The sequence below is a fragment of the Pseudomaricurvus sp. ABR4_320 genome (assembly GCF_056159445.1).
Map to the genome: position 1 here is coordinate 15,551 of NZ_JBSWVF010000001.1, position 17,720 is coordinate 33,270.

The following is a 17,720-nucleotide window of genomic DNA, read 5'->3' on the forward strand; positions in this document are numbered from 1 at the left end:
ATAACCAGCCTCGCTCTACGCGGCCACTGGCGCTGAAATTTATAAATACACGATCTAGTGGCGGTGTTCAGTTCTGGATGCTCGCCGTTTTTAACTGTACGCTAAAAAATAAAACTACCCTAGTTGCGGCGAATCTTTATAATCGATGAACCTTTGACGAGCCTTCAAGAGTCATGGCTTCTTTTAATACCAGTGTCAAAACACTATGGCAATTAATATAAAATCGCCCTTTAACGACAACGCCCCGTGTATATTTTCTGCACAAATCGTTAGCTAGAATGAACTCAAAACAGCGCGATTCCATAGAAATGTTAGCCAACTTTACCGAATGAAAATCGAAATACCGTTTTACTGTAGGATAAAGCGCTTTGTAGATACTTTCTTTTGCTGAAAAAATCAACGTGACTAACGCAGCAAAACTAGCCGGTAATGCTTGGATCATGTTTTCTTCGTATTGATCAAGAATCAAATGTTTAAGCTTGATAGCCGTGTCATATGTCATTATATTTTCCAGATCAACGCCAATGAACTCGTAGCAAATATTCTGTGAAACAACACAAATTGCAGTATCTTTTGTGTGCGATATCGAACCCACAATGCCGTCTGGCCACTGCGGTGATCCATCATCTCCCTTAACAAGGCGGTCGATTCTGATACCCACCCTTTGTAAAGCTTCAACAGCAGAATATCGACCAACAAGATATTCTGCTTTTCTCTTATTCACGGCGTTATTTAAACGTTTTGGAAATGGTGTCGCATACGTCTCAAATAAACTGTCGGAATACTTTGAAAGATCATAATGGTAAGCACATACTGCTGCTTTATGAATACGAAAGATCCGTTCGTATTCGCTCTCTTTAAGAAATCCACTCACAGAAATTTAACGGGTTTGTCAAAGGTAATAACTGATATTTATCTCGATGTAATCGTCCTGCTCGAAGCTTCTTATCGGTGTGTCTCCATCACTCTCGAACCAGCGAGCTTCAAGATCCACTCTAAAGTGGTTTGTAATCCGTGTACTTGCTTCAAGACTCAGCAGCCTTTCCGAAGATTCTATGTCTTGATAGAGCCCCACCAGTAAGGTTGTGTCCTTAACGTCATTTAACGCCCAGCGCGTCGCAATAAACAGGTCATTATCGAGAAAAGTTGCCGGCTGATCTTCATTGCGATCATCGTAGAGATACTCGGCCAATAAGCCTAAGTCCGTGTTACCCTCACGTACGCCAAACAGTGTGTATTCAAACCCACCGACCATAGCCAGGAAGGGATCATCCTGGGTTTTTCGATATATCGCTTCCCCTTTAAGCAGCCATGCCCCCTCAGTGTACTGCAGATCGACACCAAACTGCTGCATCTCATAATAGTATGGCGTGAGCCCATCACCGTTTGAAACCAAGACCGGCTCTCTCGATAACCCGTAAAAATAATGGATTCCGTAATCCCAGGCTTCCCAATAGTGGCTATAACGCAGCGCATACTGCTTATCACTGTGTGGAGAGATATCAGGAAACTCTGATGTGTTTTCTACAGCCAGAGGTAAGCTGAATCTGTCTTCAACGGCGGGAAAGGCGCGCTCAACGAATACCGGCAGCCAATACACTTCGAACTCACCAAGATCAGTCCGCGCACTGGCTGATACCATCGGTTGCCCTAACTTGTCTTCACCATCGATGTTTTGAAGAAAGTCAATCTGATTAATGGTATCCACCAGATGTCTGCTTTCGGATACGCCCCAAAAAACCTGTTGGTAGCCAATCAATAGACTGTAATCACGATAGCTACCCCGCCAGTAGAGTTCGCGCCAATCCGCGTGAGTCAATTCGTCACTGGCTTCATCCAAACGACCAAATGCCAGCATCTTAAAGTAATGATCATTGCTAGGTTGCCAACTAAGATCCAGCTCTGCTTCACCGGCAATTTCGTAACGTTTGTCCTGTTTGGAATACAACCCTGGCTCGGTGTAGCCGCGGCCGCGAATGCCAAGTGTGAGATCGGCATTAATATCATTCCCTAATGCCATACTCACCATTGAAACCGACGACAGCGTGGAACTAATTAAGGCGATCCAGAATACTCTTATCGAAATCACGGCGCGAAAATCCATTATCAAACTGATAGGAAGAAAACAAAAGATCGGTAGACTTACCGGTTTTATGATTTACCATTTCCATTTTATGGGGGCGCCAAACACTGTTTTCATACTGCTTGTAATCCGACATTTTTAGCGTTTTTATACGCTCCCCCGCTCGGTCAAAAAATTCAACCTTGTGCACTTGATAGATGTCCTGATCGATCCAAGCGACTTGGCGAGAGTAACCAGAATATTCATAACGCGGAATTCGCTCAATGACATCGCATGTTCTTTCTTCGCACGCTTCACTGTCGATATAGCGGTAGTCATATTTGTTTAGCTCCAGTGCGGTGAAGTCCTCAAAAGCAAACTCACTACCAACAAAGGCACCGTCTTTATTTACCGAGGCGACACGTTTAACGCGCTTAAATGCGGGAAGATACAACCATTGATCATCGGCTTTTAAAATTTTAGTATGCGACAGTAACGCCGTGCCAGCAATGTCCTCAGGTTTAGAAAATAAGATAAGTGTTCGATCACCAGTATCCTCAGAGGGCACTTCTTGAGTGCGTTGTAACATCGAGCGCCGGGTTTCTTCGCCCTGCTCACTTCTCAATACCATGGTAATGTCAACCACACTATCGCCAAAACCACGATCGGTGCGATCGGATTGAGCGGCTACGTCGTAGCCTTTTTCTTCCGGCGTTATCGCCAATAGATCCGAGCTACTGACCAAACTGAATAACAAGGTCATGGCCATTAAATTAGGACGAGTAAGCAGATTCATAATTTTCTTCCTCAGCAGGTTTATAGCCAATTAATAAAATGGCGGGCAACAATAGCAAGTCAAATACCATTGCCAGTAAAATCGACAGGAGAGTGAGCAGTCCAAGTTGGGAATTAATGAGAAAATCAGAAAACACCAACGTTGAAAACCCTATACCAAGCACAACAGTGGTTAAGCAAATCGCCTTACCAACGGTGCTGAAAGCGTAGCGCACGGCATCCGGCCGGCTCATTCCTTCAACTCGAATTGCCCGTAAGTACTTGGTCATAAAATGAACGGTATCATCGACGATAATGCCTAAAGACGTCGCGGAAACCGCGGCGGCAGCCATACCCACCTGCCCCACCAACAACGTCCAAACCCCATAAGTGGCGATGATCGGCAATGTGTTGGGCAGCACACTCAGGACACCGTATCCAATGTGGCGTAGACCGGCGATAAGAAGTAACGAAATCAGAATCAGCGCTAAAAAATTACCCGAAATCATATTTTCTATATTTCGCTGAGAAATATAGGAAAACATGACACTCACGCTCGTCGGCGTTGCCCACATATAGCTTGGGGTATTATCCCGCAACCATTGCTCTGAGCGTTTAAAGAAAGCGATGCCCTCCTTTGCGGTCATGTCATCGATAGAGATGGTAATCCGAGTCGCAGATTTGTCCGTAGTAACGCGATCACTGAGATTCGTACCCGATGGCAGAGAAGTTTCATACAAAAATAATAATTGGGCGGCGGCGAGTTTGCTGTCCGGTATTTTGTAATAGGCGGGATCGTCGCCGTACATATTGCGGTTTAGGCGCTTGATAATGTCACTGTAGGAAAAGACATGCCTAACCTCTGGCTGTTGACGTAACCAATGCGTGTAAGCTTCAAGGTGACGGAGATATTCTGGACGATTAATGCCGTCAACCTCACCGGCTCCAACCGAATACTCCACCAAGTAAATGCCGTTTAAATACTGAATTGCCGTCTCGGAATCTGTGCGAAATTCGATATCCTTATCGAAGTAGCGGACAAAATCATCGTTTAATTCCAGCTTGGTCAGCTGCAACGCCAATCCCGTTGTTGTTATGAGAAAAACAACTAAAATCGGAATATGGCGCCGAATAACCCAGCCTGCTAACGTGTCCATCCATCGGCTAAACCGATCCGCCTCTACCGATTTTATCTTCAACGGTAAAAGCAACATGAGCGCGGGAAGAAACGTGATCGACAATAGCCATGCAGTCGCGATACCAACCGCTGTGATGTTGCCGAGATGCCAAAACGGCGGCGAATCAGACAGGTTTAGACTCAAGAAGCCTATGATCGTGGTAAGACTGGTCAGTGAGATGGGTAAAATATTGATACGTAAACTGTAAATAAAGCTGTCTCTCTGCGATTTACCCTCTCGCATGGCAGCAACGGCCGTTAACAAAAGGTGTACCGAATCTGCGATTGCTAAGGTTAAAATGACGGTGGGTGCAATAAAAGATATTGGTGTCATCGCGATGCCAGCGTAACCGGCATAGCCCATTGCGGACAGAGTCGCGAGAGTAACGAGCAACAGGGTTGTTATCCCTGCAGTCCAGGACCGCAACACCAATATGATCACCGCGACAATTAACACATACATCAGAGGGACAAGAACGGCCATGTCATTCTGCGAGGCTTCTGCAAACGCGTTGTTCAACATGGCAATACCCGAGATCGCAATACTTACGCCAGGATATTGTGCTTCGATTCTGTCACGTATATTTCTCGCCGCCGTTACCGTATCGGGCACCTCCTGTATGCTTTCATTAGGATACTGAAGGTTAATATTGACCCCCGCGGCTCGCCCATCGTCTGCGACAAGATTGTTCCGAAGAAGAGGCTCATTGAGGGCAACATCTTTGATCGCAAGAATTTCATCGTCCGTCAGCGTCTCCGCATTGCGAACCAAACGATCCACAACAATGTCATCCCCCGCTGCAGCAGAATGCTGGAAGTTCGTCATGGAGTCGACGCGAGTGGTATACGGAATGGTCCAGGAAAGCTCGGTTAATGCTTCAACAGCAGCGAGTTCTTGAGGCTGAAAAACATCGCCACTGTTAGGAATCACAACGAACAGAATGTTATCGTTGTTGGTGTAGTCTGACTGAAACTCTTTGAAAGCCGATAAATCCGAGTTTTCTTCCGAAAAGAAATTTTGATAATCGTTAGAAATACTAATGCCCGGTAATCCGAAGGTGATCCCAAGACACAGAATCACCGGTAGGATTACGTAGAGCCATCGATTAGCCGCGATGGATTCACCTAACCGCTGCCCCCAACGTTCTATTATTAGATCGAGTGATTTCATAAAGTCTGCCACAGTTCTGGTAAGTGACCTTTGTCGAGAGAGTCTTTGAGACTCTCCGACATCTCTTATTAATGTTTATGGCGGCGACACGACTGATCGTGCCAATTGCCACGGCGACATTCTTTCAGTTGGTGGAACAGATCGAGCGCCAGAGCATTACCTAAGAGGTCATGCACCCTAGCTGTGGGCACAACGGAATCCATATAGATATATTTTTCGAAGTCACAATCCGGAGAATCGACACAGGAATCAACTTTGTTGGTAAACCCTAAATATTCCCCACTTTCAATATTGTCTTTAACGAAGTCCCAAAAACTGAACTTGTAAATTCGAATCTTATTTTCTGCTTCTACTTGGCGTAGCATTTTCAGGAATAACGTCTCAAACATCTCTGAGATATCGTGTGCTTTCTCATTAATGGATGGGTCTTGAAATGCAGGGGAATAACTGATGTCGATAAACCCAGGCACATAGAGGTGATGCGCACCGGCATCGATTAACCGCTCTAATTGTCCTCTTAAACCTGTGACGGCATCTCGTATGATCTGATGCGATGTCGTTAAATCGGGCTCTAGCACTGCTTCAATGACGTCGTGCCCGCCGATAAAGACGAAATACAATGCATCTGGAAGCGCAAGCCCCCCTGTCCTTTGAAAATGGGCATCTAACTGAGCGGGCAAATCGGTATACTCGGTGCCGCGTGTCGTTGAGGCTTTGACGGCAAAGTTGTTACCACCCACTTGTCCGATCAAATGCAATGAAGGTTCCGCATCGAATCCTAGTCTCTGCGCCATAATATCTGCGGCAGAGGGGCCATTGGTGGATCGATTGTTCCAATACGGTGCCGGCGCATCACCAACGAGCGTTGCGATATTACCTGTGTCTGACAAAGAACCACTAAAAATGATCAGATCACTAAACCCCGGATCGTCCTTGACAGATGTGTGCGGATAATTACCCGCAAATGCGTTAGTACAAATAAGCGTTAATGTCAGTGTGACAACATTGAAAAACCATTTCATATCATTCTCCTTAATTTAATGGGGATGGCAATTTAGAAGAGGTAGCGTCTACCGAAACCGATGGATAGGACGTTAGAGTGTTTTCGTCTAGGGACGTAAAAGCGCCAGGACGAACGGGTTGTAATTCCTTTGCCAGAAGTCTTGCTAAAGTCTCAACCTGCGGATGTTGCAACATAGTGATATGGTTGCCCTCTGCAAGAATAATATTCAGGCTATCCTCACCCGCCTGACGCCACCCGAGCGACGACGCCTCAATGCTTGTCGCGTCTTCAGCTGCACCATAGTCAAATTGGGCATGAGCCTCGCGAGCGCGAAACAAGCTGATAGGTAATCGGTGCGATCTATTCGGCTGGTAAGTGAGCTGGCTGTAGTGTTTGAAGACGTTAAACATGCCGGTGGCGGCTGTGACGTCATCCGTTTCTGGGATAACACCTGCTTGCTCCAAATATTGTTGGCAAGCTCTTACTTGATTCTCCGAAGACAAAGACAACAAATCAGATGAAGAAAACGAAGACTGAACCTTGGTGCTCTCAACCATAATCTGGATGAAATACCGCAACCATTCACAATCTTGCCAGTGGATCGCGGGAGGCTTGTGATTGGGAAGCGGTGCTGGAACATCAAATAGGACTAACCGCTGAACTAAATGCCCTGCCCGAGTAAGTTGCAGCGCCATTTCATAGGCGACCAATCCACCAAAGCAATGTCCAGCGATAAGATAAGGCCCTTCGGGCTGTATGCTGCGTAATACGTCAATATTTTTCCGCGCTATGTCCTCAACGGTTTCCGGCAACGGCTGTATGCCGTCTAATCCCCAGGCCTGGAGTCCATACACAGGGCGTTGATTCTGCTCAATCTGTGCCAAGGCTTTAACTAACGGCTGGTAATAGAGGGCATTACCTGTGCCTCCCGGAATCACAAAAAGCGGCGTATTGTCGCCGCGACTGTAGAGCGTAACCAGGGGGCTCCAAGGAGCAACTTCTGTTTGACGTCGCAGGGCATGACACAAAGACGCCACAGTTGGGTATTGCATAAGCATCGTCAGACTTGGCGGCTGCGAGAGTCCAAAAGGCTCTGTCAGCATACTCATTTTGTTAACCAGGGATGCCGCCAACAGAGAATGCCCCCCTATATCAAAAAAATTATCGTGGATGCCAACCTCAAAAATATCGAGTACTTCTGCCCACAGACAAGCTACCTGCTGCTCTAGTGAATCTCTCGCATTCACAAACGACATTTGTTGAAGATAGTCTGGCTTTGGTAGCGCAGCGCGATCGACTTTCCCATTAACGGTAAGTGGAATCGATTCCAATAATACGGCGGTAGACGGCAACATATACGCGGGCAGCGTTTCGCTAAGAAACTCCTTTAAGTGAAGCCAAGAAAATTCGCGGACATCAAGCGGATTTTCTAAGGTCACATAAGCAACTAAGCGCTGGTCATCTTTGTTATCTTCCCGCAGCAGAACAATACAGTTATCAATGGAAGGATAGGCGCAGATTTTTGCTTCTATCTCACCCAGCTCGATACGAAAACCTCGTAATTGAACTTGGTGATCAATTCTGCCCAGATAGGCGATAGAGCCCTCTTCACACCAGACGCCCAAATCCCCCGTACGATACATTTTCTGACCAGGTAACAACGGATCATCCAAAAATCGTAATGCGGATAATTCCTCCCGCCGATGATAGCCTTGACTGACGCCGCCACCGCCAACGAATATTTCTCCAGGCACACCGATGGGCACGGGCTGTTGTTCGGCATCCAGTATCATGACATGTAGATCAGCTAAGGGTTTGCCGATGAGACTATGGGGCGAAAGCATATCGGCCTGTGTGAGTCGACGCTGGGTAACGTGTACCGTCGTTTCAGTAATGCCGTACATATTGACCAGTTTTGGTGAGTCATCACCATATTTATTAAACCAAGGTCTGAGGCTGGTAAGATTTAACGCTTCCCCACCAAAGACGACCCAGCGAACGTGATCTAATCTGTCTTCCTCAGCTCTGGCCGTGTCGACTTTTATTAACTGTTGAAATGCAGACGGAGTCTGGCTGAGTACGGTCACACGCTCTGCTTGCAACAACGTATAAAATTCTTCCGGTGAGCGTGAAATCGAATAGGGAACCATCACGAGCTTTCCCCCATAGAGCAAGGCTCCCCAGATTTCCCATACGGTAAAATCAAACGCATAGGAGTGGAACATCGTCCAGGTGTCGTTTTCATCAAAGTCGTACACCTGATCACAAGCCGTAAACAGTCGCATCACATTGTGATGGGTTACCCTGACGCCTTTCGGTTTTCCTGTTGAACCAGAGGTATAAAGAATGTAGGCAAGTGACGACGGTTCGACTTCGGGTGGTCTTCCTGATACCTGTGTTTGTGCGTCAGTCACCAAGCTATCTATGATTAATAGCTTGGGCTGTATTTCACTAGATGTTCCGAGCATCTTAACCGACTCATGACATTCGCTATGGGTAACTACTAGCTGACACCCAGAGTCCTCTATCATGTGTTGCAGTCGCTCCGTTGGATAGTTCGGATCTAACGGAAGGTAATAGCAACCCGTCTTTAGCGTAGCAAGAATGGCTACGATTAGATCTCGAGAACGCGGTAACGCAAGACCAACAGGACATTCTCTATCGATGCCACAGGCTAGAAGCTGATGTGCAACCAGGTTACTACGCGCTTCTAATTGGCTGTAGCTCATCGTCCCCTGATCATCACTGATGGCAATCGAATCAGGAAAGCGCTTAGCAACACGTGTAAATGTGGAGATAATCGTTTCTTTTGGCTCTATTGTCTGCTCTGGCGGCGGCATTAAAGCGTTAACTTTCTGGGGAGCTAGGAGCAGGTAACGCCCTATCATTTTCCTTGAGTCTTCAAAAACCCCTTCGGCCAAATGAACAAATGCATCCGCGATACCGCGAATTTTAGATTCATAGAAAATATCACTGTTGTATTTCCAATGGGACGAAATCTCTCCGGCATCCTCCAGAATTTCTAAGGTAATATCAAATTGGCCCGTCTGCTGTGGTAGTGGAAATTGTTTCGCTTGCAGGCTACGCCAGGAATAAAAACGATCTGCAAACCCAACTCGATTGAGAACTTGAGGTTGTTTTTGGTAAACAAACATTGATTGACACAGTATCGGATGGCTAGGATCTCGCGGTACTGATAGTTTTTCCACCAGGACGGGAAAGGGTATATCTTGGTTTTCAAGAGCACCTTGAATGGTATCTTGAATATTGCTCAAACATTCGTCAAAACTCATTGACTCATCAATTCTTACTCGAATTGGCAACGGATTAACAAAATATCCGACGGCATCAGGGTACTTTAATTGGCTTTCGCCGGCACTCGGTGTCGCGATTAAAATATCGTTCTGACGAGTGTACCGGTGCAACAATACTGCATAGAGCGCCAGGCCAAGTACAAACGGCGTCACTCCCCGCTCGCGACAGTAATCGATATATTTATGATTGAAAGCCGCAGTAAATTGAAGTTTATATTCAGCGCCATTAAATGAGTATATCGGTGGTCTCAGCTCATCTGGCAACAGCTGTAATATCGGAAGCTCACCACTCAGCTTTTCACGCCACCAGGAGAGCTGTTGTTGTCCGCCCTCACTGGCAAGAAAGCGCCGCTGGTCGACTATGTAATCGAGATAGCTGGACGCTATTTCCGGCAATGTCGGATGAAGGCCAGAAGACATCGCGGTATACACCTGTGAAATCTCATCGAGCAGCTTCCACAATGACATACCGTCTACCGCGATATGATGGATGCTCAGCAAGAATATCCATCGCTCTTTTTCTAAGCGAAACAAATGAGCGCGCGTCAGAGGCCCCTTTTCTAAATCAAACGGTTGCCGGTAAGCCCTATAAACCTCGGCTTTAATCTGCTCTTCCGAGCCAGCCAGTTCAGCTTCATACCATCCCATATCTGCATCTTTAGTGAAGCGCTGACGAGGTATGACATCACCGGGAGTCATGCGGCTGCGAAGCGTTGGGTGCCGAGCTTGTACGAATGCCAGTGCGGCGCGAAACTTATCAGAATCAATTTTTCCTTGAATTTCCAAGCAGCTTGCGACGTTGTACGCGCTCATATCAGGACATTGTTTTTGCAATAACCATAAGGCACGCTGACCTAGGGACAGCGGCCAATCACCGTCTGTCTGACACCGTATTTTTTTCAGCAGAGCACGTTTTTCCTCGACTGACATCATTCCAACTTCCCTGTTATTCTGAGCCATGTGTTAATCCGTCAATGTTGCGAGGAGATCATCCAGTTCAGCGTCATCCAGTAACTCGATATCGGTTTCCGATTTCACACTGGGAGTATCGCAAGACAATGTTTCGTGACATAACTTGCCTATCTGTTCTGACAATTGTTGTAGCGAACTGCCTTTCATTAATTCAAGCGTGGATACCCGAACTTGTAATGTTTCCTGAATCGTCAATTGAAGCTCCATGGCGATTAACGAATCGATGCCGAGACTGGGAAGGTTGTCACTACTGCTGATTTTGTCAGCAGGTAATTTCATCGATTTAGCGACCAAGGAAATCAGCTTTTGCTGAATCTCTACTATCTGTTCATCGCTACTGAGGCTTGCCCAGTGCTTTAGCCAATCTCCACTGCTTAATTCGGCTGAATCTTTTGCTGGTACCAAATGCGCGTAACGTGGTGATTTTCCCCAACTTGGGTAGTAGCTGGCCCAGGCTCCCCAGTCCATATCAACAAGACCAATATTGTCAGTCCTCCAGTTGTATATTGACTCGAAACAGGCAAACACTTTACGTGGAGGCATCGGCTTCAGTCCTACTCTCGAGAAATACGCGACGACTTCTGGATCAATAGCCGCCATACCTACCTCGTCAAGCGCCCCCCAACACACAGCAGTTGCCGGGAGCCCCAGCTGACGTCGATAACTGGCGAAGGTATCAAGCCAGGTATTGGCAATCACATAGGTTGCTTGGCCAGCGGCACCGATCATTGAGGAAATCGACGAAAACAATAGAAAGAAATCCAGCGATGCAGCTCTGGAATATTCGTGTAGGTTCCATGCGCCACACACTTTGGGTCGCATGACCCGATCTAGTTGTTCGGCAGTGACGAAATTAATAGGGCTGTCATCAAGAATGCCAGCGGTATGCGCGATGCCCTTTAGAGGAGGAAGCTTCGCGATGACATCAGCAAAGAGCGCTTCGACCTGCACCAGGTCTGAAATATCGCATTTAGCGCAAATGACGTTAACGCCCCGTCGCTTTAATTCCGCAAGGAAATTATGATCTTCAGACGTTTTTGGACCACTGCGACTGACGATCACAAGGTGTTGCGCACCTCTATTCACAAGATCCTCAATAACGCCTTGACCAAAGCCACCAAATCCACCCGTAATTAGGTAAGTTGCTTCTGCATCAATACTTACCGGGCTCGCGTAAAACCAGTGTTGATCAGAAATTGGCTCTGGCAGTAATACCGCGGGCATGGCCAGTTGCTTTTCGGCGCTAAGCATCTCTTGCGCATCTGAAAGCTTCACCAACTTGTCGTTTAAAACCGGTAGCTGATCGCGATTCAATCGCTCTACCACAGTCAACATGATGTGAAAGAACTCTCCAACGTCTCGCTTCACAAGGGTATTGATATCCAACGACTGTAGAAGGATACCGGGCTTACACATCAAGGTATCTGACGAGAAATCCAGCATTCTGCCGGAACTACGAACACTAGCTACCGTTCTAGAAGCCACTTCTCCGCTGTATGGGTTTAGCGCAAGATCTACACCGCCTTCCAAAGACTTATTTAAGCGGTACACGAACTCATCAGAATGAGCGTCGTACAGTTCAATGGACTGCGCCTTTAATGCGGGTATTATTCGTTCTGGATCCTCAGCAGTAGCATATACTCTTGCGCCACGCTGAGTTGCGAGCATGGCTAATGCAGCCCCCATACCGCTATCTATGGCGTGCACCAGAACCGTTTCTTCAGCAACGAGATTGCTTGCTTTAAGTATCACTTCAGCACAGGTAAAAAGGAGTACATCAGCAAGTCGTTCGGGTGCAACAGTTAGTGCATCAGGAATTTTCCAGCTATGCTCCAAACAAGCACCAATATGACTCGCTAACTTTCCTCGTTCAAAGTCTACGACAATCATTTGTCGACCTAGCTCAGACGATTCTTCAGACGGCAGCTCTGCGTAACCAAGGTGCAGACTCAAATTCGCACCATAGTTAAATTGACCAGGTAACCCGGTGGTTTTTTGGTGAATTTTATTGGATAGCAGTGTACTGGCCGTTAAACTCAGAGCGACTTCCGATTTTTCCAGTGCGCTTGTATCCAGTTCACGAAGCTCGATTCGCTCCCCGATATCGATACTGAATCGCTTACGGCTACCGGCTCGAGCGTCGGCCGTCGCTTCTAATGCATCAGCCGTAGTTCGTTGTAAGCGAAAACATTTTCGAGCATGGTTGACCCAAGCCACTTCATTCTCTGAGTTGTTATTCAGCAATTCCGGTATTACGTGTTGTTGAGGGCCATCTCTGAGAGACGCGTCATCCACATCGATTATGCGAAATTGAATCCTCGGATATTCATTTGCCGCAACCCTGAACAAACCTACACAGCCACTTTGCTCTAGCTTTATAGCCTGACGCTGAATAGGTTGCGCACAATGAGTGATGCAACTCATTCTTTTAATGTTCGCAGTCTCCGCACGAGCGATACCCTGCACGATAGCAAGAACCGCTGAGGTACTGTCTACGCTCACGAGATTGCCAGTTTGATCTGGTGGCACCACAATCACGTCTGCCACAGGTTGTTCTGCGATAACACCACACACCCAGCGCATATCATCGCTGTTACCTAAACGGATCTGATATCCCTGAAGCGGGCTGGTGATTAAAGATTCGCCATAATTGATGGTGACAAGTGGTTGGCCTATTTTCGACAACTCCGTGTATAGGCTATTTGCTAGAGATTTTTCTCTTTTAATATTACCAATCAACACAACCGGATCTGAATGGGGGATACATTCCGTTGCTGGAAGGTCAATATCCAGCCATTCGTACTGATACAGCCATTTATCCAACTCCTGCGCACTAAGCTCCGCAGAATGGCTTAACGCCTTGGCTTGAATACCTCGGAGCTCTGCGATGACATCACCCTGCTTAGTGCACAGGGTTAAATTGCCTACCAGCTGCTCGTTCGATAATGTATCTACTACACCATAGCAACAGAAGGACTCGGGTAATGCTTGGTATAAATAAAGCGTATCAATCTGTGTGGGCACAAACGCGCGGTCATCATCCTCACCCAGAATACTCAGCAGACTTTGAAAACAGGCATCTAATAATGCCGGATGCAAATGATAGCTTGTGAGTTCGTCTTTCACTGTCACAGGCGCATCAATATCTGCAATCACAGACTCACTGTTCCGCCACAGTTGCGTCACGCCTTGAAAGGACCTTCCGTAGTTCAATTTTCGGGCATTCATATTATCGTAGTGCTGTTGCCGGTTTTGCTTAACCGTCATGTTTGTTCGTAGTAACTCGAGATCCAGCGGGGCAACCGTTGTCGGGATCAAACTCGATAAACGACCCTCAGCATGTAACGCCCAATCACTATCGCCATCCCTGCGGCTAAACACCGAAAAATTAATTCCGTCCTTGTCGAGGCGAGTTTGCACATGGGGCACTTCCGTTGCACCGACGATGAGAGCATTCGAAAAGCGCAAATTCTGTAATGATGACGTTGAGCCACCATACCGAGTACGGTGAGCAGCCAAGCCCATTTCGACATAAGCAGCTCCTGGCAACACCGTTAGATCTTCTACCTGATGCTCAGGTAACCAAGGCTGAATAGATGTTCCGAGCGATACTTGCCACTCGGATAACGGCGACTCTAGCGCCGTACCCAGTAATGGGTGCTCAACACCAGAAAGGCGGTCTACTGTCGATGCGCGATTCTCTAACCAATGATGATTTGCTTGCCAAGGATAGGCAGGTAAGGGCAGATAACGAGACTGTGGAGAACACACTTTCTGCCAATCAAGATGACATCCTAGGTTATGTAACTCGGCAGTTGCCATTGCGATGCTATAGATATCAGACTGTTTACGGTGTAGAGAAGTAATACAGTGAATTTTCGTCTTCGCTTCTGCGGCACACTGCTGCATTGAGGTCGACAGTACGGGATGTGGACCGAGCTCAAGAAACACATGATGCCCTGCAGACAACAGCTTCATAAACGCGGGTGCAAACCGCACGGCTTGACGGCAGTTTTGAACCCAATAATCAGCATCAAAACTGACACCATCAACGAGCTCTCCGTAAACCGTCGAATAAAGTGGAAGCTGAGGTTCGCGAGGCTTTAATCCTGCCAACGCGTCCTTCAACGCCGGCATAAGCGGATCCATGTAGGGGCTATGATAGGGAACCTCTACTTCAAGCTTACGATTAAACTCCCCCGCCTCCTCCAAAGCACTCGCTATTTCAGACAGGACATCGCTATCACCTGCAAGAGTGACTGACGCCGGCCCATTAATCGCTGCAATGTCTACTTTTGCACCAAGGTACTGCTGCAGTAAGTTTTGTGTTGCTGACTCAGTCAACCCAATGGCAAGCATACCGCCCTGCCCTGCTGCACGAGATTGAACCTGGCTGCGGAAATAACTCACTGTCACCGCCTCTTCCAACGTAAGAACACCAGAGACGAAGGCTGCGGTGACTTCTCCAACGCTGTGCCCAACAATCGCAGAAGGCGTTATTCCTCGCGCGCGCCACAATGCAGTGAGTCCAGCTTGCACGATAAAATTGGTTGGCTGCGCGATAACCGTTTGTGACATTTTTGAATCTTGTTCTGGTGCAAGTAATTCATCCAATATGGACCAACCACTGACCGTCTCGAACGCTTGTGCGCACCGATTCACTTCATGTTGAAATACGGGCTCAGAGAAATATAGCTCACGTGCCATCGCCCACCATTGTGGGCCCATGCCTGTAAAGACGAAAACGACTCCACTGTCTTCACCATCACATTCGCAATAACGGGTTAAAGCACCCACCTCTCCTTGGCTAAACGCATCCAATTGCTGCAGTAATTCATTTCGATTTTTTCCAAAGAAAACCGCTCGATGGCTCATGTGACTACGATGACAGGCAGCCGAGTACTCAATATCTCGCAAGGCTATTTCGTCCGTTTTTGCAATGAAATCGAGGATAAGCTTGCTAGATTGCGACAACGCCGTTTTATCTTTGCAAGATAGAGGTAGGAGGTAACCCATGGACCCAGAATCTTCATTCACAGACTCTGTGAGTGCCTCATCCTCGGATGGCCGCTGCAAAACAACATGAGCGTTAGTGCCACCATAACCAAAGGAATTTATCGCCGCGTAAGGTTTATCTGTGGCACAGGTCAAGTCCTCAGACTCCCTGGGCAAATGCAAGCCAAGCTCGTCAAAAGGAATATCTGCATTCACAGTTTCAAGTCCTGCAATAGGTGTTACCTGACGATTCTTAAGGCATAACATCGCTTTTAGTACGCCGGCGATACCGGACGCCGCCTCTAGATGCCCGAGATTTGCCTTGACGGAACCAACGGGCAAAGGTGACTTTCTCACTTTCCCCAATGCTTCTCCAAGAGCAAAACTCTCAGCAGTATCTCCAGCTTGGGTACCCGTGCCGTGCGCTTCTATAAAACCAATTTCATCGGGAGAAATTTCAGCATTGCTGTGAACGCTACGTATGAGATCAATTTGCGAATCGCGATTAGGGCTGGTTATTCCATTAGAACGACCGTCTTGGTTTATACCAGTTGCAGAAATAACGCCATGTATTACATCGCCATCAGCACGGGCTTTCTCTAGAGGTTTTAAAACCAGTGCACCGCCGCCCTCCGCCCGACCATAACCATCGGCTCGAGCATCAAACGTTTTACAGCGGCCATCCTTCGCTAAAAACTTACCCTTACACATAGCAATAAAATATTCGGGTCGAAACATTACGTTAACCCCGCCCACTAATGCCAGTTCGCATTGCCCAGACCAGATTGCTTCACAAGCATGGTGCAGAGCAACCAGGGATGAACTACACGCGGTATCGATAGACAGGCTTGGACCTCGCAAATCTAAAAGATACGAAATGCGATTGGACAGAATCGTCATCGTCGATCCAACGGCGGTATGTGCATTAATGAGATCACGAGCTTGTGGACCCATTTGATGTATCAAATTGTCGAGAGTAAATGCGCCTATATATACGCCCGTGCGGGACCCAACCAGCGACTCAGGAATGATTCCGGCATGATGTAGAGCTTCCCACACCACCGTCAGCAACAATCGTTGTTGGGGATCCATACAATCGGCTTCGCGTGGCGTCACACCAAAATGCAACGCATCGAATTCGCCAACGCCCTGCTGAAGAAAATTGCCATGTTTAACGTACATCTTTCCTGGCAAGTCGGGATTGGGATCATAGAACCTATTCACATCCCACCGATCATTTGGTATTTCCGATACGGATATTTTTCCGGTATTGATAAAATCCCAGAAAGACTGCTCGTCGAAGATACCTCCGGGGAAACGCATACCGAAGCCGGTAATAGCAATAGGTTCGTTCATAATGACTCCATTCAATTGACGACAATTTTTTTCTAGATGATTTAGATACCACATGACCGAAGTAATCGACCAATCTGTATAGGTTCACTCAAAATTCAATATTGGAATTTATAAATAGCATTCAACTCGCAAATTATATTAAGAATCTGAAAAAGCAATTAATGTTAAATATGCACATTTAAAAATTATAAAATTTAACTAAATGATCGTTCCGTCGTCTTTTTAATTCTGTATTTTTCAAAGATTTATATCTACGCCAGCGACAGCTAACCGCAATTTAAACACAGCAAAGCTTACTTTAAATTTCAAAATAATATTTCATAAAAAACATGCACTGAATATATCTAGATTAGATTTTTAATGCAGCTTTGAGACGGATGACCAATAGTTGTTTTTAATCATTGACTGCTTTACCAGCTTCTATGCTTGTTATTGACTTATTTGCTTAATATTCCACGAGAGAGACAACTTCTAAAAAATTTCACTACCCGAAAATATTTTCGGTACAATTTAGTCGAAACTTTAATTCCATATCTCCCCCAAACAGATGAATTAAAATTAAAAAAAAATAATGGCATAAAGGCCGACCTTTCTCGCGAAATAGAAATTTAGTGCCGATAAAATAGACAGTAGACCGAAGGAGTTCCCGCATAAAGGAAAAGTCAAAAGTGGATATCTTGGTTTAGAATGCCCACCAAGAGACGCTTAACTTGAAAAACCTTGATTCGAAAAACCTTGATTCGATGAAAACTAGGTTAGGCCTATCTTAAAATTGCAATGACCTGTTTGATCGTAAGAAGCTCTAGAGCAGAATAAAGAGAAGATGTGAGTAGCGTGTATATCGACAAACTCCGGCCATCAATCAATGGCCATCTAAAGATAGGATACTTGATCTT

At 46.5% G+C, this 17,720-nt stretch carries 7 protein-coding genes; all 7 read right to left on the reverse strand.

Features of this window, described 5'->3' with window-relative positions; all coding sequences use genetic code 11:
* Positions 1-136: 136 nt before the first annotated feature.
* Positions 137-874, reverse strand: a complete 738-nt coding sequence (locus ACXAFR_RS00075; RefSeq protein WP_475170243.1) for a 4'-phosphopantetheinyl transferase family protein — start codon at positions 872-874, stop codon at positions 137-139.
* Positions 875-892: 18 nt separating this feature from the next.
* A complete protein-coding gene (locus tag ACXAFR_RS00080) occupies positions 893-2,089 on the reverse strand; it encodes a hypothetical protein (protein WP_475170249.1) in 1,197 nt (398 codons plus the stop codon).
* Positions 2,052-2,858 (reverse strand): outer membrane lipoprotein-sorting protein, encoded by an 807-nt coding sequence (locus tag ACXAFR_RS00085; protein WP_475170251.1) that lies wholly within the window; start codon positions 2,856-2,858, stop codon positions 2,052-2,054. The genes ACXAFR_RS00080 and ACXAFR_RS00085 overlap by 38 nt, the downstream gene beginning before the upstream one ends.
* Positions 2,836-5,184 carry an efflux RND transporter permease subunit gene (locus ACXAFR_RS00090; protein ID WP_475170254.1) on the reverse strand — a complete coding sequence of 783 codons (2,349 nt, stop codon included), beginning with the start codon at positions 5,182-5,184 and terminating at the stop codon, positions 2,836-2,838. Before ACXAFR_RS00090 ends, ACXAFR_RS00085 begins: the two co-directional genes overlap by 23 nt.
* Before the next feature lie 68 nt (positions 5,185-5,252).
* On the reverse strand, positions 5,253-6,206 hold the full coding sequence (locus ACXAFR_RS00095) for an SGNH/GDSL hydrolase family protein (RefSeq protein WP_475170260.1): 954 nt from the start codon (positions 6,204-6,206) through the stop codon (positions 5,253-5,255).
* A 10-nt stretch (positions 6,207-6,216) separates the two neighbouring features.
* A complete protein-coding gene (locus ACXAFR_RS00100) occupies positions 6,217-10,461 on the reverse strand; it encodes a non-ribosomal peptide synthetase (protein WP_475170263.1) in 4,245 nt (1,414 codons plus the stop codon).
* Positions 10,462-10,464: 3 nt separating this feature from the next.
* Positions 10,465-16,824, reverse strand: coding sequence for an SDR family NAD(P)-dependent oxidoreductase (locus ACXAFR_RS00105; RefSeq protein WP_475170266.1), 6,360 nt, complete (start codon positions 16,822-16,824; stop codon positions 10,465-10,467).
* Positions 16,825-17,720: the final 896 nt, after the last annotated feature.